Raw genomic sequence first — 21,095 nt, 5'->3', positions numbered from 1 at the left:
CTCGGGCTCTACGCCTCGAACGAGAGCGACCAGTACCAGTGGAAGCGCTTCGACCCCAAGACCATCACCCTGGAGACCGAGTACAACAACCCGCCGGACACCCCGTCCGCCCTCGGTACCTCCCCCGCGACCTCCTGCTCCGCCGGCGGGGTGGTCGGTGACAGCCGGATCGGGCTGTACGCGACCATCGCCGACCGTGACGCCGGCAACCTGAGCGCCGAGTTCCAGGTCTTCAAGGCCGGCCAGAGCACTCCGGTCGCGACGCAGACGCTCCCGGCGAACAACGGCAAGGTCACCACCTGGACCGTCCCGGACGACAAGCTTCCCGGGGGCGACTACACCTGGCAGGTTCGGGCCAAGGACCAGGACAACGCCACGTCCGCCTGGTCTCAGGCATGCAGGTTCTCCGTCGACCGCAACCGGCCGAGCAAACCCCCCGTGGTCGCCTCCGTGCAGTTCCCGGACGGCCGGGGCGGCTGGCCCGCCACCACGGGCAAGGCACGCACTCCTGGCACGTTCACCTTCAACGCCAACGGCGTCACCGACGCCAAGGAGATCATCTACTCCACCGACTTCGAGCCGTGGAGCCGGCCCGTTCCCGCCGGCGGCAGCGTGACCATCACCCCGTCCGGCTCGGGCCCGCACTTCGTGTACGCGTACACCGTGGACTCGGCCGGAAACCGCTCCGACACCACCTCCTACCTGTACTACGCCGCGCGGTCGCAGACGGTGGACGGCCCGAAGGACCTCAACGGTGACGGCAACCGGGACATCTGGACCGTCGACTCCCGGGGCGCGCTCCTCACGTACGCCGGCCAGGGGAACGGCAAGTTCTCCCCGGCGGCCGACGGGGGCATGACCCTGGCGGGGGCGCAGATCGACGCCTTCGGCGACTGGGACGGCGACGGTTACAACGACCTCATCGCACTGCAGCAGCCCAGCGGCACGCCCCGCAAGAAACTGTGGGCGTACTCCAACAACGGCCAGGGCACCGCGGTCAACAACCCCGTCGAGCTGACGGTCGCCTGCCCGGTCAAGGACCCGGCCGTCGGCTGCGACTACGGCAGCGACTGGAACGGCGACGACCACTGGTACAACGCCGAGCAGATCATCGCGCCGGGCGATCTCAACGGCGATGCCGTCCCGGACCTCCTCGTGAAGCAGGGCAAGCAGCTCTGGGCGTACTACACGAGCGTCTTCGGCACGCTCGACAGCAACGGGGAGCCCGTGCTGGTCGGCAACGGCGACTGGGACAAGTTCACCGTCGCGGCCCCCGGCGACCTGAACGGCGACGGCGTTCCCGACCTCTGGCTGCGCGACAACGCCACCGGTGACCTGCTGCGCACCTACGGCAACAAGGGTGCCGACGGCAACGTCGACCCCACGACGTGGGGCATCGCCGCAGGGCGCGTCAAGATCGCCTCCGGACTGGAGCAGACGGCGTTCCCGACCATCGGCACCTCCGGCGACGTCACCGGCGACCGGCTCGCCGACCTGTGGGCGGTCAGCGCCAACGGGCAGCTCGCCACCTTCCCCGGGACCGGCACCCCGCAGCCCCTGAACGTCACCGGCATCAGCCAGACGCCGGCGTTCCTCGGCAACGTCTCCGCTCCCACCGCGCACTGGAAGCTCACCGGGCAGACGGGTGGCACCATCCCCAGCGCGGTCGGCGACTACCCCGCGACCCCGAGCGGGATCACCTGGCCCACCGCAACCATCGGCGGACGCAACAGCGCGTACGCGGCGTTCGGCGGCGGCCAGGCGACCATCACCACCGGCAAGTCGGTGATCGACACCCGCAAGAGCTTCACCATCAGCACGTGGGCGAAGGTCTCGGGCACCGGTGCGCTCGTCCTCAGCCAGGACAACACCCGCAACAGCGCGTTCACCCTCTACGCCGACCCCTCCACCAAGAACTGGCGCTTCGCCATGGCCAGGGGCGACGTCGACGGCTGGGACTACGACTGGTCGGAAGCGGGCGTCAACGAGGCGGCCAGGTTCGTCCCGGACGCGTGGACCCAGCTCACCGCGGTCTACAACGCCGATACGGCGCTCATGAGCCTCTACGTCAACGGCACCCTCGCGGCGACCGGCCACCACGCGTCCTCCACCAGTCCCGCCCCCAGCGGCTCGCTCGTGCTCGGGCGGTACAAGGTCAACGGAGGGCCCGACTACTTCGGTGGCTTCACCGGCGGCGTCAGCAATCTCGCCGTCTACCCCTACGCCGCTCCGCTCACCGCACCGGGCGCCGTCAGCCCCATGTACCTGGCGGCCAAGCCGAGCCACTGCCTGGACAATGACAACGGCCGCACCACGGACGGGAACAAGATCCAGGCCTGGGACTGCAACACCATCAACGGCGGAGAAGCCCAGAAGTTCGAGATCCGCGCCGACGGCACCGTCCGCATCGCGGGCAAGTGCATCGACGCGGCATACGCCGGCACCGGCAACGGCACGCTCATCTGGCTCTACCCCTGCAACGGCAGCTACGGGCAGCAGTTCCTGCCGCGCGCGGACGGCACCATCTACCACCCCCGCTCGGGCCGGTGCCTGGACGCGAGCAACATGAACACCGGTACCCAGCTGTACCTGTGGGACTGCAACGCGACCAATCCCCAGCGCTGGAACATCCCCGCGCTGAGCACCGCACCGCTGCCGGTTCCGCTCTGGTAGCGCGCCGCGCCGGCTGACCGCCGGCCACCCGAGAAGGGCCGTTCCCGGCCGCGTCGGCCGGGGACGGCCCTTTTCGGATTGGACAAGTGGTCGATCCAGCCACCACGATGTCGGCGCAACATCGCGGCAGCTCAGGGGGGCAGAACCGCTCACATGGTGACGTTCCCTCCGTTCGATCCGCCTCGTCCCCGTTTCCGACCCCGGAGAGATTTCGCCATGAGCTTCGGCGACCCCAACAACCCCTACGGCCAGCCCCAGCAGCCCCCGCAGGGGCAGCCCGGCTACCCGCCGCAGGCGCCGCAGGGCGTGCCCCCGCAGTACGGATACCCGCAGCAGCCTCCCCAGCAGCAGGTCCCCCAGCAGTACGGGTACCCGCAGCAGACGCCGCCGCCCTACGGCGCGTACCCGCCGCCCGGGATGCCCGGCATGCCGGGTGCCGGTATGCCGCCGCTCGCCCACTGGGGCCTGCGCGTCGGTGCGTACCTGCTCGACGCGCTGATCATCGCGGGCCCGATGTACGCCCTCAGCCTCATCGGCCTGGCCGTCGGCGGAGACCGTCCGTCCGCCGCTGCGGGCATCCTCTCCACCCTCGGTGTGCTGTACGCCATCGGCATGGGCTTCTTCCAGGTCTACAAGGAGGGCAGCACCGGTCAGACGATCGGCAAGAAGGTGCTGGGCATCAGCCTGCGCCGCGAGGCCGACGGCAGCACGCTCGGCTTCGGCATGGCCTTCGTCCGCAAGCTCGCCCACATCCTGGACGGCCTGCCCTGCTACGTCGGCTGGCTGTGGCCGCTGTGGGACGACAAGAAGCAGACCTTCGCCGACAAGGTGTGCAGCACCGTGGTCATCGTGGTCCCCAAGGGCTGATGCCGCATCGGCCCGTCACCCCGGCGGTCTCCGCTTCCCGCCCCGCAGGTCGTCAGTCGGCCTGCGGGGCGGAGGCCGTGGACGCCCGGTGGGCGAGGCGGTCCGCGGCCCGGCGGCCCCGCCGGCCGATCGGCAGGACGCCGGTGGCCGTGGCCAGTCCGTACGGCGGCATGTCGAAGTAGATGGACTCGTAGGACCCTTCGGGCGCGATGTAGGCCTCGTGCCACAGCCCCACGTGCCGGTGCAGCTTCCCGGCCCGCTCCTTGCGGTTGATCAGCGCCCACACCCGGTGGTGGAACATGTCCGGGGCCGACGCGTAGGCGTAGAGCTTGTCCTTGGACTCCCAGTACTGGACCACGTAGTACGTACGCGGTGACCCGGTGAGCAGGACGTGGCCGAGCAGCCCGCGGCTCCTGTCGCGGCCCAGTTCGCGCAGCATGCGCAGCATCGCCGCGAACACCGGCACCCAGTGGTGCACGGCCCAGAAGTGGTTGATGCGCATCCCGATCAGCAGGACGGTGGCGTCGCCCTCGACGGCTGCGGTGGTGCGGCCCGGGATCGGCTTGGCGAACACAGTGCCTCCAGACGCCTGGTGGGATAGTGGCGCTGTCCGAGCGCCGCCATTGGATAGTGGCACTCCCCAAGGAAGGGCACAAGAGATGCGGCTGGCGGAGCTGAGCGAACGAAGCGGCGTGTCCACGGCGACCATCAAGTACTACCTGCGCGAAGGGCTGTTGCCGCCCGGACACCGCGTCAGCGCGACGACCGCCGAGTACGGCGAGGACCACCTGCGCCGGCTGAGGCTGGTCCGCGCGCTCATCCAGGTCGGGCAGGTCCCCGTGACGACGGCCCGCGAGGTGCTGCGGCACGTCGACGACGACTCCCTGGGGCGGACGATCCGCCTGGGCGCGGCCCTGTGGGCGCTGCCGCACGGGCCCGAACCGGACGAGGGGGACGAGGCCGTGGCGGCGGCCCGCCGGGAGGTGGACCGGCTGCTCGCGATGCTGGGCTGGTCGACCGCCCGGGAGCTCGGCGCCCTCTCCCCCGTCCACCGCTCGCTGGTGGTGGCGGTGGCCACCCTGATCCGGCTGGGCTACGCGTGGGATGCGGAGCTGATGGCCCCGTACGCCGAGCTGATGCACCAGGTCGCCGTCCGCGACCTGGACTTCGTGGAGACGCACCCTTCCGAGGCCGAGAAGGTGGAGACCGCCGTCGCGGCGACGGTCCTGTTCCAGCCGGTACTGAAGGCGCTGCACCAGCTGGCCCAGGAGGAGGAGTCGGCCCGCCGCTACGGGCTGTGACCCGGCGGCGGCCCCGTGCTCGCGCGGGGCCGCCGTCCCGCGGTTACGCGGCCGCCGTCAGGGCTGCGCGCAGCCGCCGGGCCTGGGTGGCGAGTTGGGAGGAGCCGGCCCGCGAGGCGGTCCCGGCCAGCCCTGCCGGGGCCGGTCCTTCCGCGCCGGAGCGCTCCACGCATTCCGCCGCCACGGCCAGCAGCTCGCCCGTCCCCCGCGGGGCGCCGCCCGCGAGCAGGGCCGGCAGTGCCTCGGCGAGCACCGCCCAGGTCGTGGCGTAGGCGCCCGTGGCAGCGGCCGTACGCATCGCCTCGGCCAGCCGGGTGGCCTTGAGCACACCCATGGAGAGGAGTTCGGCCAGGTCCCCTCCCAGGCGCGGGGCGTCGAGGTCGCCCCGCGCCGCCAGCACCAGCAGCGCATCCACCGCCGCGTGCCGGTCGGCGCCGTCGCGCGCACCGAGCCCGGTGGCCACCGCCAGGTGCAGCGCCGGGCCCGCCGGGCCGCCCAGCTGCGCCAGTCCCGGCAGCAGCGCACCCGCACCCCGCTCCCCGGCCACCGCGCCCGCGGTCAGCGCGGGCAGCAGCCATGCCGCCTGCGTCTCGCGGTCCTCGGGCAGGACGCCGCGCCGGGGGAAGGACTGCTCCTCGCCGTGCGGGCAGCAGGCTCCGCCCTGGTGGTGCACCCGGCCCAGCGGATGGAACTCGGCGGGGAACTCGCGCTCCACGACGGGCCGTTCACCGCCCTCCAGCACGAGCAGCCGCGGCCCCTGCGCGAACCGGTCGCGGCCGCTCCAGTGGTGGTGGGCCCGGGGTCCTGGTTCCCGCACCCGCCGCACCAGCCCGGCCGGTTCACCGGCCGTGGTCAGCCAGGCCGCGAGCCGCTCCCCCTCGGCGGTGCCCAGCGCGGCGGCCGCGGGCGCCGCCGCGGGGTCGCGCCGTACCCGCAGCAGCGCCTGGGCGAAGTCCGCCGGGGCCGGCTCCACCCGGAGGTCCCGGTACGCGGCGAGGCGTACGAGGAGCTCGTCGGGCTCCAGGGAGCCCGTCTCCCAGGTCGGTGTGGCCAGCAGGAACGGCACGGGGGCCGTGAGCACCCGGTGCGCGGCCTCGACCAGCCGGGCGGTGGCCACGGCGGCCGTGGCGGCGTGGACGCAGTCCTGGGGGATCTCCCCGCCGGGGTGGCGCTGCGGCTGCAGGTCCTCCGCACGGACCTGACCGAGCACGGCCGCCGCCACCAGGTCCACTCCGGCAAGCAGCCGGTCCGGGCGTACGCGCCGGTCCGGCGCGTACCACCGGCGGCCGGCCAGCGCCGGGCGCAGGGCCGCCGCCAGGGCGGCCCGGTCCCGGTGCGCGTGCCGGACGAGGCCGTCGAGCGCCGACTCCCAGTCGGTCAGCGCCGGTTCGGGGCAATGGCCCACCGCGGCGACCAGCCCGGCGGTCTCGGCGAGCGGCGGCGGCACGGTGGCGAGGCGGCGCCGTGCGGGCACCGGGGGCAGGGTCTCCCTGTATGCGGACCGCCAGCCGGAGTCGCCCGCGCCTTCGGCCTCGGCACCGGCGGCGGCCTGCGAGCAGACGGCGGAGCCGAGCAGCTCGGCTGCCGTGCGCCGGTACGCCGGGCTCAACGCTGCCGCTGCGCGGCCCAGTTCGGTGCGCAGCGCCTCGTCGTCCGGGCACAGGTACGCCGCGACGAGCTTGAGCGCGCGCTCCTGCAGGGCGGTGTCCTCGTGCCCGAAGACACCGGCCACAGCGGGCAGCAGTACGTGCCGGGTCGTCCGGTCGCTCCGCAAGGCCTTTGCGACGAGCGTGAGTTGGGCCCGTACCAGCTTCTTCTCCGGGCGCCGGAGGACGGCTACGGACATCTGCCCGAGCCGCTGCACCGGCAGGTCCCCCGCCTCGGCGAGCCGGGCGAGCACCTCCTGGGCGTGTCCGGCGAGCGGCGAGGGCGCGTCGGCCGCCATGGCGATCCAGTCGGGGATCCGCTCCCGCTCCTCGGCGGGGGTGAGGCCGAGCCGCTGGAGCATGACGAGGAAGAACTTCAGCTGGTTCTGCCGGCCGCCGCGCAGCAGCCGTGCCACGGATCCGTCGACCAGGACCCGGCGCTCGACGATGCCCTCCTCGGCGAGCCCGGCCAGCTCCGAGGGCCAGTGGTTCGGGGCCTGCGGGTCACTGCACCAGTGCAGCGCCTCGGGGGGTTCCTCCGTCTCGAACAGCAGCGGTACGAGCTCCCGGGCGTGCGGATCCCGGCGGAGGGCGACCGACAGCGGATGGTGGGTGGTGCGGGCCCGGTCCACCGTGAAGATGGATTCGATCCAGCCGTGCACGAAGGCGTCACTGGTGGGCACCGGGCAGCCGGCGAGCCGGACCAGTTCCCGGATCAGCGGGTAGTCGGCCTTGGCGGTGGCGGCGCGGTCCGCGAGGCGGTGGGCGAGTTCGCCGAGCCAGTGGGGATCGCGGGCGGCGAGCACGTCGAGCAGCAGGCCGACGGGCAGCGGCTTCCCGTCGCGCAGCTCGTCCGCCCCGATCCAGGAGGCCGTGCCGGCCGTGTCGCAGTGGCAGCCGGCGCCCGCGACGAGGAGGGCGGCGCGTATCCGGTCGCGTTCCTGCCACCGGTCCCAGTCCCATGCGCGGACCTCGCGGCGCAGGGCGGTCAGTTCGGTCAGCAGCATCCTGCGCTCGGTCGGTGCCAGTGGTTTGACCAGACCGGGGAGGAGGTCGGTGCGGCCTTCGCGGACCGTGTCGAGGATCGTGTTCATCGGGCCCCTCCGGTGATGGGTAAGGCGGTGGTGAGTGCGGCACCCTTCGCCGTGCGGACGGCCGGTGCCCGGGGTGCACGGCCGCGCCGGACACCGTAGCCGGGGTCGGCACCGGCCGGTGCGGCTGTGCGGCCGGGCGACGGCCTCGGACGAAACGCTAAAACGGTGATCCGGCAACGCCGTTGCCGGTGGGGCCGCCGCCGAGGGCCCTCTGGCCGAGACTCGACCCCGTGGACGACCGGTCCCACAGTTCGTCATGTCGCGCTGTCCGGAACAGTGTCGGGGCCGCCGCCTGCGAGGACACGGCGTGAACCGGGGAGTTCGGCGCGCCCGCCCGCGGCGCCGCAGGCCGCGTACCGCTGTCCGCACTCCGGCCGGTTCCCGTCGTCCGCCCGGGCAGGCGGCGACCGTCACATGGGGCCCTGGTCCCGCTCGGCGGGGGCGAGGCGCTCGACCACGTCCGCGAGCTCCTCGCACACCTGCTGGATCTGCGTGCAGAAGTTGTTCTGCTCGGTGACGAGTGCGGACAGCAGCAGCGCCGTGAGGGCCGCCGACCCGTTGAGGGCCTGGAGGTTCACCATCACCTCGAAGAGGCTGCGGTGCGCGAAGGGCCCGGCGTGGTCGGTCGCCGCCGTGATCGCGAGGACCGACACGATCAGGGCGCACGGCGCGCTCCCCACGAGCTGGAAGCGCACGGCCGCCCAGATCAGCAGGGGGAACACCAGGAAGAGGAGGGACAGGGAGCTCCGGGTCGCCACGAGGGCGACGAGGCCGGCGGCGACCAGCAGGGCCAGCGCTTCGGCGGTGCGGTACGGGTCGGTGGGGAACCGGATCCGGTGCAGGACGAGCAGCACCGGCGTGAGCACGAGCACGCCCATCGCGTCACCGGCCCACCAGGCCGACCACACCGGCCAGAACCCGTCGGGCGGCAGGTCTCCGGTGGCGACCAGCATCGCGGTGCCGGTGCTCGCGCTGATCAGCATGGGCAGCAGTCCGCCGAGGAAGACCAGGGCCAGCCCGTCGCGCAGCCGGTCCAGTTCGGTGCGGAAGCCGAACCGGCGGAGCATCAGGTACGCGCACACCGGGGCGAGGGTGTTGCCCGCGACGATGCCGATGTCGACGGGCTGGAAGGAGCTGATCTGCTGGATGGACAGGTACGTCCCGAGCGCGATCCCGGGCCATACCCGCAGGCCCAGCCAGAGCAGGCAGGCGAGGGCAATGCCCGTGGGCGGCCACAGGGGGGTGACCACCGCGCCCTCGACGACCACGCGGAGCAGGAGGCCGACCCGTCCCGTGGCGTAGTAGGCGACGGCGACGGCGAGGATCCACAGGAGGTCCCCGGACAGCCGTCGCCATTCCACGGTGCGCACCACAGCATCAGACAACAGCCGCCGCCCCCGGAGCGCGTGACACGCGCAGGGGGTGCCGTGCCGTCCCGGTCCGGGCGCTCGCGAACCTAGATCGTGTCGTGGCTGAGGACGAGGACCGCGGCGTCGTCCGTGTGGCCGGTGGAGTCGGCCACCTTCATGACCTCGGCGGCGAGTTCGTCGGGATCGCCGCCCGCGCCCTCCCGGACCACCCGGGCCACGCGCTCCAGCCCCACCTCGATCGGGAACGCCGGCCCCTCGACGACCCCGTCGGTGAGCAGGACGATGGAGCCCGCCTGGTCCAGTCGGCGCCGGGTCACCGCGTATCCGGCTCCGGGCATCATGCCCAGCGGCAGACCGCCGTCGTCCTCGGCGATCCCGTACCGGCCGTCGACGGTGGCCCAGACCGTCGGCACGTGGCCGGCCCGGGCGCTTTCGAGCTCCCGGGTCTCCGGGTCGAAGCGGAGCAGGCTGCAGGTCGCGAAGAGTTCGCGTTCCATGGAGAGCAGGACCTCGTTGGCCCGGCTGAGCACCTCGCCCGGGTCGACGACGACCGCGGCGACCGCCCGCAGCCCGACCCTGACCTGCCCCATGAAGGCGGCCGCCTCGACGTCGTGGCCCTGGACGTCGCCGATGGAGAAGGCGAGGGCGCCTTCGGGCAGCCGGAAGCCGTCGTACCAGTCGCCGCCGATGTCCAAGCCGTGGCGGGCGGGCACATAGCGGGCCGCGCTCCGCAGGCCGGGCAGGGCGGGCAGCGAGGACGGCAGCATCTCGCGTTGCAGTGCCTCGGCCAGTTCCACGCGGGCCTGCTGGAGTTCGGCTCCGGCCCGGGCCTGGGCGGTGAGCCGGCCCAGTCTGCTCAGCAGGTCGTCGGCGATGGAGGACCGCGGGGCCCGGCGTGGAGCACGACGCGGGGTCATCGACCGCTCCGGCGTACTTCCATGTGGTCTCTGCTCTCGCCTGCTCTCGGCTGCTCGCGGCTCTCGGAGCGCCGTGGACCCGGCTCATCATATTTCCGCCGTTCGGCGGCCGCGACAGATCACCGTGGGGCGGGGGCGCCGCTGCCGGATGCGGGCCCGCGGGCCCGGTCGGCCGACCACAGGGCGTGAGCTATGTTGGAAGACGAGTGACATGAGAGGGAGGCCCACCGGTGTCATCGGGGCAGCAGGCACGCGCACAGGCGGCTGCGATCACGCCGAGCGGGGGTCTGGCGCCCGATCACGAACGGGCCCCCGCCGACCGGGTCCAGTCCCTGTTCGACGGGCACCGGCTGTCCCCTGGGCAGCGGCGGATCGCCCAGTACCTGATCGACCACCTGACCGAGGCCGCGTTCCTGTCGATCACCGAGCTCGCGGAGCGGGTCGGGGTCAGCCAGCCGTCGGTGACGCGCTTCGCAACCGCGCTCGGCTTCAGCGGCTATCCGGCGCTGCGCGACGCCCTGCAGCCGATGGCGCTGAGCGCCGTCGCGGGCTCCCCCGAGGCGCGTGAGCAGTTCCGCCGCAACGAGCTCCAGGCGGCCGTGGACGCGGAGATCCAGAACCTGGAGAACGTGCGCCGACTGCTGGCCGACACCGACCAGCTGCTGGACCTCGGCCGGGAACTGGCCCGCTCCGTGCCGCTCACCGTCCTCGGCTTGCGGATCTCGGTGTCGCTCGCCGAGTACTTCGCCTACGCGGCCCGGCGCATCCACCCCGACGTCCGGCTGGTGACCCGCGGGGGCAGCGTGGCGTACGACGCCCTGCTGCAGTCCCGGGAGGCCGGCGGCACGTGGGCGCTGGCCTTCGCGATGCCGCGGCACGCCAAGGAGACCCTGGCGGCCCTGCGTGCGGCCCGCAGCGCGGGCCTGAAGGTCGCTCTGATCACCGACACCACCCTCGGACCCCTGGTGGACGAGGCCGATGTGGCGCTGACCGCCGGGACCGGGGCGCGGCTGGTGTTCGACTCGTACGCGGCGCCCGGGATGCTGTCCGCTGCCTTGTTGCAGGCGATGGCCGATGCCGATCCCGAGCGGACCCAGGCCCGCCTGGAGGGGTACGAGCAGGTCGCGGACCAGCACGGTTTCTTCCTCTAAGAGCGGACACCGACGCCCGCTGCGTCCCGATTCACCCCGGAATGACATGGTCCACTTTCACGCCGTGTAAGCGCATGTAATTTTTCATTCTCTTGTTTACTCGACGGTATATATGTTTACTGAGCAGCGCGCCGGATCCACCCGATGCCAAGGAGAGCGACCCCACGCTCTCCCGGACGGATACCCGGACGGGATGCTCCTCCTCACGTCCCGCCCGGGTGTCCGGCCCCGGCTGTCGGATCCACCAGAGCGCTCGCGGCGGCCCCGGTCAACCCCTGGACCGGGCCGCCGCACCCACGTCTCGATCAGAGTTCGACACCACTCGGAAGCGACGAGAATGCGCCAGACGGCCTCCACCACCCTCAGCCCGGACTGGCCTTGCCAGGTCAAGGCCCCCGGCACCCACGACTGGGAGCGCACGGCCATGCGCTGGCTGCGGGACCTGCTGCCGGCCCGCTACGGCAGCTACTCCACCCTGACCCGCAGCCCCGTACTCCTGACCCGGCACGCGCAGCTGCAGCTCCAGCACGAGATGCGCGCCGTGCGGGTGGCCCTGGAGACGAGCAGGGCCGAACTGCCCTCCATGGGTGTGGCGGAGTCCGTCATCGAGAACTCGATCAGGATGTACGCCGTCGAACTCCAGCAGCTGGGCCGGCTCGCCCGGGCCGTCCGCCTGGTCGGCGACGCGCTGCGCGTCACCCCGGGCTGACCCCGCGGTTCACACCCAGTTGACCTGCGCGCGCTCCAGCAGCGGATCCTCCACGAGCTCCCAGAGCGGGACCGCGTAGTTGCCGAAGCCGTACCGGCCTCCGTAGTGCAGGCCGAGGACGCGGTGGTCGAGCAGGTCGAAGACCGGGGAACCGCTGTTGCCGCCGAGGGTGGAGCAGTCGTGCTTCACCGTGAGCTCCCCGGGGACCAGCCCGGTCGTCGTGCCGGGCTGGAGGCGCTTCACGTTGTAGACGTCCATGAAGATCCGGCGCATGGCCTCCGGTTCGTTGCGCCGGCCGTCCTCCGCCGGGTAGCCGATCACGTAGACCGGGTGGCCCGGCACGTCGGCGGGCGGATCGGCCGCCACGGCGACCGGGCCCGCCGGCTCGGAACCGCCCCGGGCGGTGTCCACGCGCAGCAGGGCCATGTCCACCTCGGGGTGGATGCCGACGACTTCGGTGACGGCGTACTCCAGCGAGCCGTCGCCGGGTGCGGCGCCGAACTCCTCGGCCAGGTCAAGGCGGGCGCTCATGCCCTGCCGGAAGCTCCAGCCCGCGCCGTCACCGCGGCTGAACTCCGCCGCCACATGGCGGTTGGTCATGACGACGTCGGGACCGACGAGGAACGCGGTGCCCACCCAGTCCAGGCTGGGATGCCCCGCGACCTCGACGCGGCCCACGCGGGCGATGGACTGGCAGATCCCCTCCCGCTGGCCGTCGAGCACCGCCCAGTCCCCCTGCTGGGAGGGGAAGTCCCGGCCCTGGACGAGGAGGGCGGGGCGGCCTTCGAGGAGGACGATCGCCTCCATCCCGAAGTACTCGTCCTCGTCGATCTCGTCATCCCGCCCCGCCGCGAGCTTCTCCAGCCCGCTGACCCCGGCGCTCAACACCCTGGACCGCTCCTGCTGGGCGAAGCGGCCGATCTGCCCGGCCGGCGCCCGGTCGGCGGGCAGGTCCTCGGCCGATTCGGGAATCTCCGCGTCCAGGCCCTCGCGGACCCGCTCGGCGACCTCGCGCAGGTCCCGGAAGACCTGCTCCGGGCCGGTCGCGACGGGTGATCGGCTGGCGCGCATCTCGGGCCACCTCCGTACCGTTCTGCTGACGAGAGCTCCTGCTCGGGAGAGCTTCTGCTTACGAGAGCTCCGACTGCGCCGCCGCGATCTCGGCACGGACCCCGGGACTGTGCTCGGCGAGGTGGCGCAGGACGCTGCTCATCTGGGTGCCGACATTGACGAAGGCGGTCGTCTTCCCCTGGAAGACGACGTTCTCGGCGCGCCGCGCGCCGCGGTGCAGCGCCACCACGCGCCAGTCGTCGGTGAAGACGGGCGATCCGGAGGAGCCGCCGCGGGTGTCGGTGAAGTAGCGGACGTCCTGCTCGTCGGCCTCGTAGACCAGGTTGTTGCGCAGGGCCACCCGCTTGGGCTCACCGCCGGGGTGCTGGATGATGTTGACGGCCACCGGCTGGTCCCGGCTCACGGTCAGCGGCTCGGTCGCGACCCGCAGCGCGCGGCGCGGGGGCTGGGCGGTGAGCCGCAGGACGGCGTAGTCCAGCCGTTCGTCCCAGGCGACCAGGTCGCTGGCCGCCACCTCCTCGGTCTCCGTTCCGTCGGCCCCGTAGTCGAAGCGGGAGCGGGAGTTCTGCGCCTGCAGGAGGAGGTCCGCCGGGTCCACGACGCCGCGCTCGGTGGCGCTGCGGGTGCGGGCGTTGACCACGTGGTGGTTGGTGACGAGCAGGTCCGGGGCGATGAGCCAGCCGGTCCCCGCGTGGGGGAAGCCGCCCGGCTGCAGCGGGGAGCCCGCCCGGTACGGGAGGACCTTGATCCGGGCGACCGAGGTGCCCGCGAGATCGCCGCCGCGCAGGAACTCGAAGGGGACCGTGTCGTCCCAGTTGACGATCTCCTCCTTGGTCTCCCCGGCCGGCGGCGCGGCCGGTACGTCGGGCTCGCCCGCCGCCTCGCGCGCCACCTCGTCCAGCGCCCGCTGGAAGACGGCGAGCGGCCCCGCCTGGACGGTCTGGGAGAGCGCGTTGCGCAGCCACATCTCCAGCGGCACGGAGCCGTCGACCAGCCGCTCCACGTGGTTCATCGCGTTCAGGTCCGACTGCACCTGCCTGACGGGAGCCGCCATGAGCGGCAGGGTCCCCCGGTATCTGGGCATGATGCCTTCGAGCAGCAGGGCCCGGACGGAGGGGTCGGCCAGTCCGGCCTCCAGGGCGGCGTCGGTGAGGCGGGTGATCTCGTCGATCGTGAGGTAGGCGTGTTCGCTCATGGTCGGTCAGGCCGCTCGCGGGCCGTTCCTTTCGGCCGACGGGGGTGGCGCCGGGGAGGGCTGGGCCGGATTGCCCGCGTCCATGGCGGTCGCGACGCCGGACAGGAGTTCCCCGCTCTGGTCTCGCAGGACGAGCAGCCGCCGCGCGATCCGGTCGAGGCTGCCGCGGCTGCGCGCCTCGCGCAGGGCGCGCGCCGGTTCCGGCTGCTGCGCCGACGGGACGTCCGCGGGGTTCCCCAGGATCTTCGCGACGGCGTGGCGCAGCGCGGGCTGGTGGGACAGCACCCGGCTGATGGACTCCGCGAGCGTGTCGAGGACCCCGTCGTCGGCTTCCGGCAGGCCCACGACCTTCAGGGTGTGGTCGAGTACGGACGGGTCCTGCCGGCCCACCTCGGCGGCCACCGCCCGTACGAGGACCGGCTGCTCGGCCAGCGCCTCGTCGGGCAGCTCCCGCAGCTGCCGGGCGAGACGCCGGTCGAGCTCGGGGTCGCCTCCGGGCGAGGTGGTCAACTGGGCCCGGGCCAGCATGGCGCCCATGGCGTCGAAGTGCCGGCCGAGGCCGGTCGCGAGGTCCTCCGCCTCGATGAGGTCGCGTGCGGCGGCCTGCACTTCCCCGTCCTCCTGCGCCAGGCGTGCGGACTGGAGCAGCAGTTCGAGCTGGGCGTCGGCGTTTCCGGCCTCCTGTGCCCGGTCCACGGCGTCCTGGGCGACTTCCCTGGCCTCGGCCCGCCGTCCGCTGCGGGAGAGGGTTTCGACGAGCAGGGGGTACAGCCGGCTGCCCGGCAGCCAGGGGCGGCGTTCGGCGAGACGGGCGGACGCCTCGCCGGTGTAGCCCTGCGCGAGCAGGCCCTCCACCTCGTCCGCCACCATCCGCTCCCAGTCCTCCTGGTCGGCGCCGTGCATCGTCCGGTCGGACGCGTACCCGCCGAGGCGGCCGGTGAGGAAGGCGGCCGAGCGGGGGCTCATGTCGTCCTGGTCGGCGTGGTGGAGGTAGCGCTCGACCCCGGGCTCCCAGCGTTGCTCCACCGTCCGGGGGTTCTCGTTCAGGCGCAGCCGGTGGTAGATCTCCTCGGCGCGCGCTTCCGGGCCGGTGCGGGCCGCGTAGTAGTCCACCGCACGCTGTCCGACGCCGCGCATCAGGTCCGTGCGGGCGGTGTCCGAGAGGTGCAGCATGATCGTCCGCAGGTCGGGCCGGTGGCGGACGGCTCCCGGTCCGGCCGGTTCCACCATGTCGAGGCGGGCCAGCCGGCCGAAGAGGCGGCCGGCTTCCTCAAGGGAGTCCACGCGCAGGGCGCACGGTTCGGCGAGGACGTCCTTGACGAGTTCGGGGGTGATGGTCCGCAGGGCCAGGGCCGCCTGGGCCAGGGCGCGGACCTCGCGGTCGGCGATGCGCTTGAGGATGCGGTCGTAGAGGATGCCCTGGACGAGCATCTGGTCCACCTTGCGGTAGAAGAACCGGCGGCGGGCGGGCAGGCTCTGGACCAGCTCCGCCAGCGATGCGGCGTCCCTGCCCGCGAGGACGGCCGCCTGCGCGGCCAGCTTCAGGCTGAGGGGGTGGCCGCCGATGCGGCCGGCCAGGTCCCGGGCCACGGAGACGTCCTCGACCCCGCAGGACACCAGGAGCTCGACGGCGGCTTCCGGCTGGAGCTCTTCGAGGGCGATGGAGAGCGGCTCGGCGGCCCGCGCCGGGTGGTGCACGGTGGCCCGGCCGGCGACGATGAACCGCAGCCGCGGGTAGGCCTCCTGGAGGGCGACCCACATGGCCCACATCCGGCCGAGCACGGGGTTGGCCCGGTACTGGGCCTCCTCGAACGAGTCCACCGCGATCACCAGCGGCAGGCCGGCGGTGCCCGCGGTACCGGCCACCGCCCGTTCGGCCTGGGCGGCGACCCGGCGGGCGAGGTCGGCCTCGCGTGCGCGTGCCAGGGACTGGAAGCGCTCGGCGGCGCTGCGCCCCGCCTCCGAGCGGGTGGTGGAGACCTCGTACAGCTCGTCGACCCTGTTCTGCTCCTCGCGCTGGATGCGGACGGTCTCCTCGCACGCGCCGGCCAGCTCGTCGAAGGCGGCGCGGTGGCCGGGGAACTGGATGCCGAGCTGCCGGGCGATGTCGGCGATGAGGGTGGCCGGCTCGTGGACCGAGAGGGTGGGCCGTTCGAAGTCGACGTAGGCGAAGGGGAAGGGGGAGGGGGCCTCGGCGAGGCCGTCGAGGAGGAACTTCGCGATGAGCGTGCTCTTGCCCATGCCGCCCGTGCCGTGGATCAGCAGCGGGGGCTGCCGGTCGGGCGCCTGCGGGCCTTTCGCGGGCAGGCCCGCGTACGTCCGCAGCTGTTCCAGCTCCCGGGTGCGCCCGCAGAAGCTGCCTGCCACCAGCCGCCGGAGCGGTTGCAGCAGCCGTGCGCGTTCCAGCAGCCGCTGGACCCGCTCGGGATCGGGGAGGCCGGTGGTGTGCGGGACCAGGGAGAGCCAGAGCACGGCCTGGAGGGTGTCGGCGAGTTCGTCGGCGTTCTGCCGGTCCAGGGCCGGTGGCCGGCCGGAGAGGTATGCGAGGGCGGTGCGCTCGGGCCCGGCCTCCTCGGGGAACTGCCCGGTGTTGGCCTCCAGGACGCGCCGGGCCGCCTCGGGGCCGGCGAGGCCGCTCAGCGCGGCCTCGCGGACTTCCTGCCGCAGGGCCCAGGTGGTACGGGGAGCCGCGCTCAGGGTGGTGCAGTCCTGGACGAGTTCCAGGCCGGCCCGGCCGCTGCTCTCCTGCTCGCCCGGCAGCCGCAGCCGCGTCGGGTCGAACCCGCCGAGCAGGCAGGCTGCCTCCCGGTAGGCACGGCGGGCGTCGGCCACGGCGGGCGGGTGCGCCTCCCCGCCGGCCGAGAGCTCCTGGCGCAGCCGGGCGGCGAAGTCCTCGCCGGGCCGCAGGCACCGGTAGGCCCGGATCGCCCGCTCGGCGGCGGTGGAGAGCTTGCGCATGTAACTGTCCTCGCCGGGGCTCCGGGCCGCCTGGAGGACCGCGGCGGCGGTTGCGTCGGCCAGGCCGGCGACCGTCTGGGCATCGGCCGGGGGCGGCAACGCGTCGGTGAAGAACCGGCGGAAGAAGGCGTGCACGTCCTCGGGGTCGACGATCCGCGCCGTGTCGCGGCTCGTGTTCTTGATCTCGTACGGCAGCTGGCGCATCGTCGGCCCGTAGCCGAGCAGCACCAGCCGGGGCACCGTCTCCTCCCGTACCGGGGTGAAATCGAAGACGGCCTGGGCCAGCTGGCCGATGCAGTCACAGACGTCGCTGGTCATGTCGAGCTTGTCGCACTCGTCGAGTACGAACCAGAACCGCTCGTCCGCGGCGGTCGCGCGGCTGACGAGCCGGTAGACGTCGTCGTCGAGCGAGGGCAGTGGATCGTTCAACGGTGCCGGATTCAACGGAAAGATCGGCGTGCGGGGGTCCTCGACGAACTCCGCCAGCCGCCGCACCACCTGTTTGGCGGTCGAGGTGCGCGACAGGGTCACCCGCACCGGCCGGAATCCGCAGTGCTGACCGAGGTGGCGGATCAGGCTGTAGGTGTACGAGCGGCCGCTGTCGGGCTCCCCGTCGACCACCAGCACCGCCCTGTCCGGGTCGTCGTGGAACTCGCGCAGGGTCCTGCGCAGGTCGTCACGGTCGATGAAGACCTCGGTGCCGTTCCTGAGGACGCTCGCGAGGAAGTGGTCCTGGTCGGAGGAGTGCGCCTGCTCGTCCTCCCGCAGCCGGTCGCGGAAGGCCTCGGCTTCGGCTCCCGCGGGCAGGGAGCTCAGGTCGGGAAGGCCGGCCAGCACCTCAAGGAGGAGGCGCTGGGTGGCGATGCTCCGGCGCGCGGCGCGGACGAGCGCGACGGCGTTCGGTGCACTCTTGTTGGTCAGGGGCAGGTTCCCGATGAACTCCTGGGAGAACCCGGAATCCGCGAGCACGTCGCGGGGGTCGAGGGTCGTGAGGTAGAACTCCTGCACCCAGGTGGTGACCAGGTCCCATTCCGTTTCCCTGAGCGGCATACCGCACCTACCCGGCCGCCCCAACGGGCGGTAGACGGACCGATTGCTCCCTTTCATGCTTTCACCGGGGGTGTGGGGCGGCAAGGCGGCGAAAGGGGGCGGGCCGATCGGGGGGCGCTGCGCGGGGTGCGGTTGCGCGGCCCGCGTGCCGCGGAACGATCTGCGAGGCAGCACCAACCCGCCCCCTGGAGGATCCATGCCCGCAGGACTGTCCATCCACGTAGGTCTCAACCGTGTCGACCCCCGCAGGTACGGCGGCTGGGACGGTCAGCTCGTGGCCTGTGAGAACGACGCGCGCGATATGGCGGCCCTGGCCCGCGCGGCCGGTTTCGACGACACGGTGATCCTGACCAAGGAGGCCACCGCCGACAACATCACGGACGCACTGCGCACGGCGGCCGGGAAGCTCGGCAGCGGGGACATCCTGCTGTTCACCTACTCGGGCCACGGGGGCCAGATGCCCGACACCGAGGGTGACGAGCCGGACGAGCTCGACGAGACGCTGGTGTTCTTCGACCGCCAGTTCCTCGACGACGAGCTGCACCGGGAGTTCGGACGGTTCGACGACGGCGTCCGCGTCGTCTCCCTGCTCGACTGCTGCCACAGCGGCAGTGCCATCGAGGCCGTGGAGGCGGCCGGCACGCAGGCCGCCGTCCGGCTGATGCCCGTGGTCGAACAGCAGCAGGACTACGAGCGCAACAGGCAGTTCTTCCGGGAGCTGCAGAGCGAGTTGCGGGGGACGAAGGGGGACGGCGTGCCCGCCGTGCTCATCGCGGCCTGCCAGGACGACCAGGTCGCCTCCGACGGCAGGATCAACGGCCTGTTCACCGAGAAGCTGCTGCGCGTCTGGAACCAGGGGGCGTTCAGCGGCGGTTACGCGGACTTCCACCGCGAGATCAAGAAGCACATGCCGGCGAACCAGATCCCGAACCTCTACACGACGGGCAATCCGGGCGCCGAATTCCTCGGCCAGAAGCCCTTCACCATCTGACGACCGGCAAAAGCCGTCACGGCGGGCCGTGACCCCGGCGGCCGCCGGTCGTTGAACACGGCGGTCAAGCGAAGTGCACCAGGACGTCCCGGCCCTCCCACACGGAGGTCGGGACGTCCGCACGTCCGGGCCGTGATCAGGCGGCCTCCCGGGCCCGGAGGGCCGCGGTGAACCAGGGGACCACCGGCGCGAGACGGGGTGAGGGCGGCCAGCCGTTGATGGTCGCCAGGAGCCGCCAGTAGCGTTCGGCGCGCGGATCGGCGGCGGTCTGCAGACGGGCCAGCAGCCACCGCCGCAGGTCCCCGTCGTCCGCGCGCTCGTAGGCGTGGGCATAGAGGGCGGTCAGGGCGTCGCTGACGGGCACAACCTCGGCCGGGCCCGCCAGGACGCCCGCCGCCAGGGCCTCCTCGATCCGCGCGCACACCGCTTCGGTGAGCTCGTGGTGCAGACCGGTGGTGTCGCCGTCGGCCCGCTCCGCCGCCTGGTACGCGGCCGTCGTCCGGACGGCGGTGCGGAAATCGGGGTCCTGGCAGAGTTCGGCGAGTTCCACCCACGCCTCGACCTGCTCGGCGGTGGGGTCGTCGGGGAGTTCGGGCATCGCCGAGCGCAGCATGGCCACGAACTCCGGGTTGGCGTCGAAGCCCGCGAAGGTGTCGTCGATGAACGCGTGGACGAGTCGGTGCCGTTCGGCCGCGGAGAGCCGGGCAAGTCGGTGCATGAGGTGCGTCTCCTGGGGTGAGGCGCCGCGCCGGGCCACCGCCCGCAGCACCGCCCGCCGCAGCCGCAGGGTGCGTATCTGCACGTCCAGGGCGTCGGCGTGGGCTGCCGCGACCTCCGGCAGGGAGGTCTCCCGGTCCAGTACGGCGCGTACGGCGGCCAGGTCGAAGCCGAGGTCGCGCAGCGTGCGGGCGAGGTCGAGGCGGGCGAGCGCGTCGATGTCGTAGAGCCGGTAGCCGGCGGCACTGCGGTCGGTCGGCGGCACGATCCCGGCGTCGGAGTAGAACCGGATGGTCTTCACCGTCAGCCCGGTGCGCCGGGCGAGTTCGCCGATCGAGTGGAGCGTGTCGCCGTTCATGTCCCTCACCTTGCCGTCTCCCCTTACGGGAGACTCAAGCCCGTCTGGGCATCCGCTGGTCCTGCTGACAGACTGGGGCGGCTTCGGATGATCACCTCAGGAGGACCCATGACGGATGCACAGCCCCCGCAGGAAGAGTCGGCGGCCGATGCGGCCAAGCGCAAGTTCCGGGAGGCGCTGGAGCGCAACGCGCGCACTGCTCAGTCCCAGCAGGCACACCAGAGCCGGGCCAAGATCCAGGGGACCAGCGGTGGCGCGGGCGGCAAGAACAAGAAGACCCGCCGCAAGACCGGATGAACACCGCCCCCGGCCCGGGGTCCGGGCCGGGGCGCGGGGCAGGCGGCGCCCGGGGCATCCGGGGACGCCCCGGCCCTCGCGGTGGCGCGCTGGGCCAGTCGGGTGACACGGGATAACCACTCGCACCGAAGGCAGTTGATCAGCATGTCCCGCCGGGGGCAGCCACCAGCGTCATCGCGAAGCGAAGGATCTCCACATGTTCAAGAAGTTCATGGCCACCACCGCGGTCACCGCCTCCGTCCTGGGCGTCGGCGCCGCGGTAGCCTCCCCGGCGATGGCGATCGGCAACGACAACGGCGTGAACACCGTCAACGGAAACGGCGCCACCCAGATCTACGGCAACCAGGAGACCGAGGGCGCGATGAGCCCGCAGCTGGGCCTGGTCCAGGGCTCGCTCAACAAGCTCTGCGTCGGCCTGCCGGCCAAGGTCAACGCGCAGTCGCTGATCGCCCTCATCGCCAACATCGGCGTCCAGGACATCAACGTCGCCTCGAACCCGCAGAACCAGCAGTGCGCCGAGAACTCCACCCAGGCCAAGGGCGACGAGACCCTCTCGCACATCCTCGACAACATCCCGGTCCTGTCGGGCAACATCTCCTCGGGAAGCTGATCACCCGACAGCCCGCGGCAACGAGCAGGCCCGCGCGTGCGACCGCCCTGCGCCGCAGCTGCTCGTCCGTCAGCCCCGCGCACTTCATCCGCAGGGTGTCGCGCTGCCACTGGAGCACGC

Annotated in this window: 16 protein-coding genes; 8 read left to right on the top strand and 8 right to left on the bottom strand. The window is 72.7% G+C overall.

What is annotated here, in order from left to right:
* Together ABZ128_RS34000 and ABZ128_RS33995 are read left to right on the top strand one after the other, a co-directional pair.
* Positions 1 to 2,673: ricin-type beta-trefoil lectin domain protein (locus ABZ128_RS34000; protein ID WP_356853572.1), on the top strand; the 2,673-nt coding region annotated here is incomplete at its 5' end.
* A 216-nt stretch (positions 2,674 to 2,889) separates the two neighbouring features.
* Positions 2,890 to 3,540: an RDD family protein gene (locus ABZ128_RS33995; protein WP_356853570.1), complete on the top strand. Its 651-nt coding sequence runs from the start codon at positions 2,890 to 2,892 to the stop codon at positions 3,538 to 3,540.
* Positions 3,541 to 3,592: 52 nt separating this feature from the next.
* Here the strand turns inward: ABZ128_RS33995 and ABZ128_RS33990 are convergent, their stop codons facing one another.
* Positions 3,593 to 4,114 (bottom strand): DUF4188 domain-containing protein, encoded by a 522-nt coding sequence (locus ABZ128_RS33990; RefSeq protein ID WP_356853568.1) that lies wholly within the window; start codon positions 4,112 to 4,114, stop codon positions 3,593 to 3,595.
* 85 nt (positions 4,115 to 4,199) lie between these two features.
* Here ABZ128_RS33990 and ABZ128_RS33985 point away from each other — a divergent pair, with 85 nt between their 5' ends.
* On the top strand, positions 4,200 to 4,841 hold the full coding sequence (locus ABZ128_RS33985; protein ID WP_356853566.1) for a MerR family transcriptional regulator: 642 nt from the start codon (positions 4,200 to 4,202) through the stop codon (positions 4,839 to 4,841).
* 43 nt (positions 4,842 to 4,884) lie between these two features.
* On the opposite strand, the gene ABZ128_RS33980 is transcribed toward ABZ128_RS33985, so the two are convergent.
* From ABZ128_RS33980 to ABZ128_RS33970, 3 genes are all read right to left on the bottom strand, one after another.
* On the bottom strand, positions 4,885 to 7,581 hold the full coding sequence (locus ABZ128_RS33980; protein WP_356853564.1) for a DUF6493 family protein: 2,697 nt from the start codon (positions 7,579 to 7,581) through the stop codon (positions 4,885 to 4,887).
* A 410-nt stretch (positions 7,582 to 7,991) separates the two neighbouring features.
* Positions 7,992 to 8,954: an MASE1 domain-containing protein gene (locus ABZ128_RS33975; protein WP_356853563.1), complete on the bottom strand. Its 963-nt coding sequence runs from the start codon at positions 8,952 to 8,954 to the stop codon at positions 7,992 to 7,994.
* 83 nt (positions 8,955 to 9,037) lie between these two features.
* Positions 9,038 to 9,868, bottom strand: a complete 831-nt coding sequence (locus ABZ128_RS33970) for a PP2C family protein-serine/threonine phosphatase (protein ID WP_356853562.1) — start codon at positions 9,866 to 9,868, stop codon at positions 9,038 to 9,040.
* Between the two features lie 230 nt (positions 9,869 to 10,098).
* On the opposite strand from ABZ128_RS33970, the gene ABZ128_RS33965 reads away from it, so the two are divergent.
* Both ABZ128_RS33965 and ABZ128_RS33960 read left to right on the top strand, forming a co-directional pair.
* The gene (locus tag ABZ128_RS33965) at positions 10,099 to 11,019 is read left to right on the top strand and encodes a MurR/RpiR family transcriptional regulator (RefSeq protein ID WP_356853561.1); all 921 of its coding nucleotides are present in this window, start codon (positions 10,099 to 10,101) and stop codon (positions 11,017 to 11,019) included.
* A gap of 337 nt (positions 11,020 to 11,356) precedes the next feature.
* Positions 11,357 to 11,728: a hypothetical protein gene (locus ABZ128_RS33960; RefSeq protein WP_356853560.1), complete on the top strand. Its 372-nt coding sequence runs from the start codon at positions 11,357 to 11,359 to the stop codon at positions 11,726 to 11,728.
* 9 nt (positions 11,729 to 11,737) lie between these two features.
* Here the strand turns inward: ABZ128_RS33960 and ABZ128_RS33955 are convergent, their stop codons facing one another.
* The 3 genes from ABZ128_RS33955 to ABZ128_RS33945 are packed head-to-tail and all read right to left on the bottom strand — an operon-like array spanning position 11,738 to position 18,002.
* On the bottom strand, positions 11,738 to 12,799 hold the full coding sequence (locus ABZ128_RS33955) for a serine protease (RefSeq protein ID WP_356853558.1): 1,062 nt from the start codon (positions 12,797 to 12,799) through the stop codon (positions 11,738 to 11,740).
* 58 nt (positions 12,800 to 12,857) lie between these two features.
* Positions 12,858 to 13,994 carry a trypsin-like peptidase domain-containing protein gene (locus tag ABZ128_RS33950; protein WP_356853556.1) on the bottom strand — a complete coding sequence of 379 codons (1,137 nt, stop codon included), beginning with the start codon at positions 13,992 to 13,994 and terminating at the stop codon, positions 12,858 to 12,860.
* Between the two features lie 6 nt (positions 13,995 to 14,000).
* Complete coding sequence (locus tag ABZ128_RS33945; RefSeq protein ID WP_356853554.1) at positions 14,001 to 18,002, bottom strand: AAA family ATPase; 4,002 nt, start codon at positions 18,000 to 18,002, stop codon at positions 14,001 to 14,003.
* A 196-nt stretch (positions 18,003 to 18,198) separates the two neighbouring features.
* Here ABZ128_RS33945 and ABZ128_RS33940 point away from each other — a divergent pair, with 196 nt between their 5' ends.
* Positions 18,199 to 18,993 carry a caspase family protein gene (locus ABZ128_RS33940; protein WP_356853553.1) on the top strand — a complete coding sequence of 265 codons (795 nt, stop codon included), beginning with the start codon at positions 18,199 to 18,201 and terminating at the stop codon, positions 18,991 to 18,993.
* A 136-nt stretch (positions 18,994 to 19,129) separates the two neighbouring features.
* On the opposite strand, the gene ABZ128_RS33935 is transcribed toward ABZ128_RS33940, so the two are convergent.
* Positions 19,130 to 20,068 (bottom strand): MerR family transcriptional regulator, encoded by a 939-nt coding sequence (locus ABZ128_RS33935; protein ID WP_356853551.1) that lies wholly within the window; start codon positions 20,066 to 20,068, stop codon positions 19,130 to 19,132.
* Between the two features lie 108 nt (positions 20,069 to 20,176).
* On the opposite strand from ABZ128_RS33935, the gene ABZ128_RS33930 reads away from it, so the two are divergent.
* Both ABZ128_RS33930 and ABZ128_RS33925 read left to right on the top strand, forming a co-directional pair.
* Positions 20,177 to 20,365: a DUF5302 domain-containing protein gene (locus ABZ128_RS33930; RefSeq protein ID WP_356853550.1), complete on the top strand. Its 189-nt coding sequence runs from the start codon at positions 20,177 to 20,179 to the stop codon at positions 20,363 to 20,365.
* A gap of 196 nt (positions 20,366 to 20,561) precedes the next feature.
* Positions 20,562 to 20,975: a rodlin gene (locus ABZ128_RS33925; protein WP_356853548.1), complete on the top strand. Its 414-nt coding sequence runs from the start codon at positions 20,562 to 20,564 to the stop codon at positions 20,973 to 20,975.
* The last annotated feature ends 120 nt before the right edge of the window (positions 20,976 to 21,095 follow it).

The organism is Streptomyces sp. NPDC006326 (assembly GCF_040612915.1).
In the GTDB taxonomy this organism is placed as follows: Bacteria; Actinomycetota; Actinomycetes; order Streptomycetales; family Streptomycetaceae; genus Streptomyces.
Note: the sequence above shows the minus strand (reverse complement) of the source record. Positions and strands in the feature narration are given on the sequence as shown.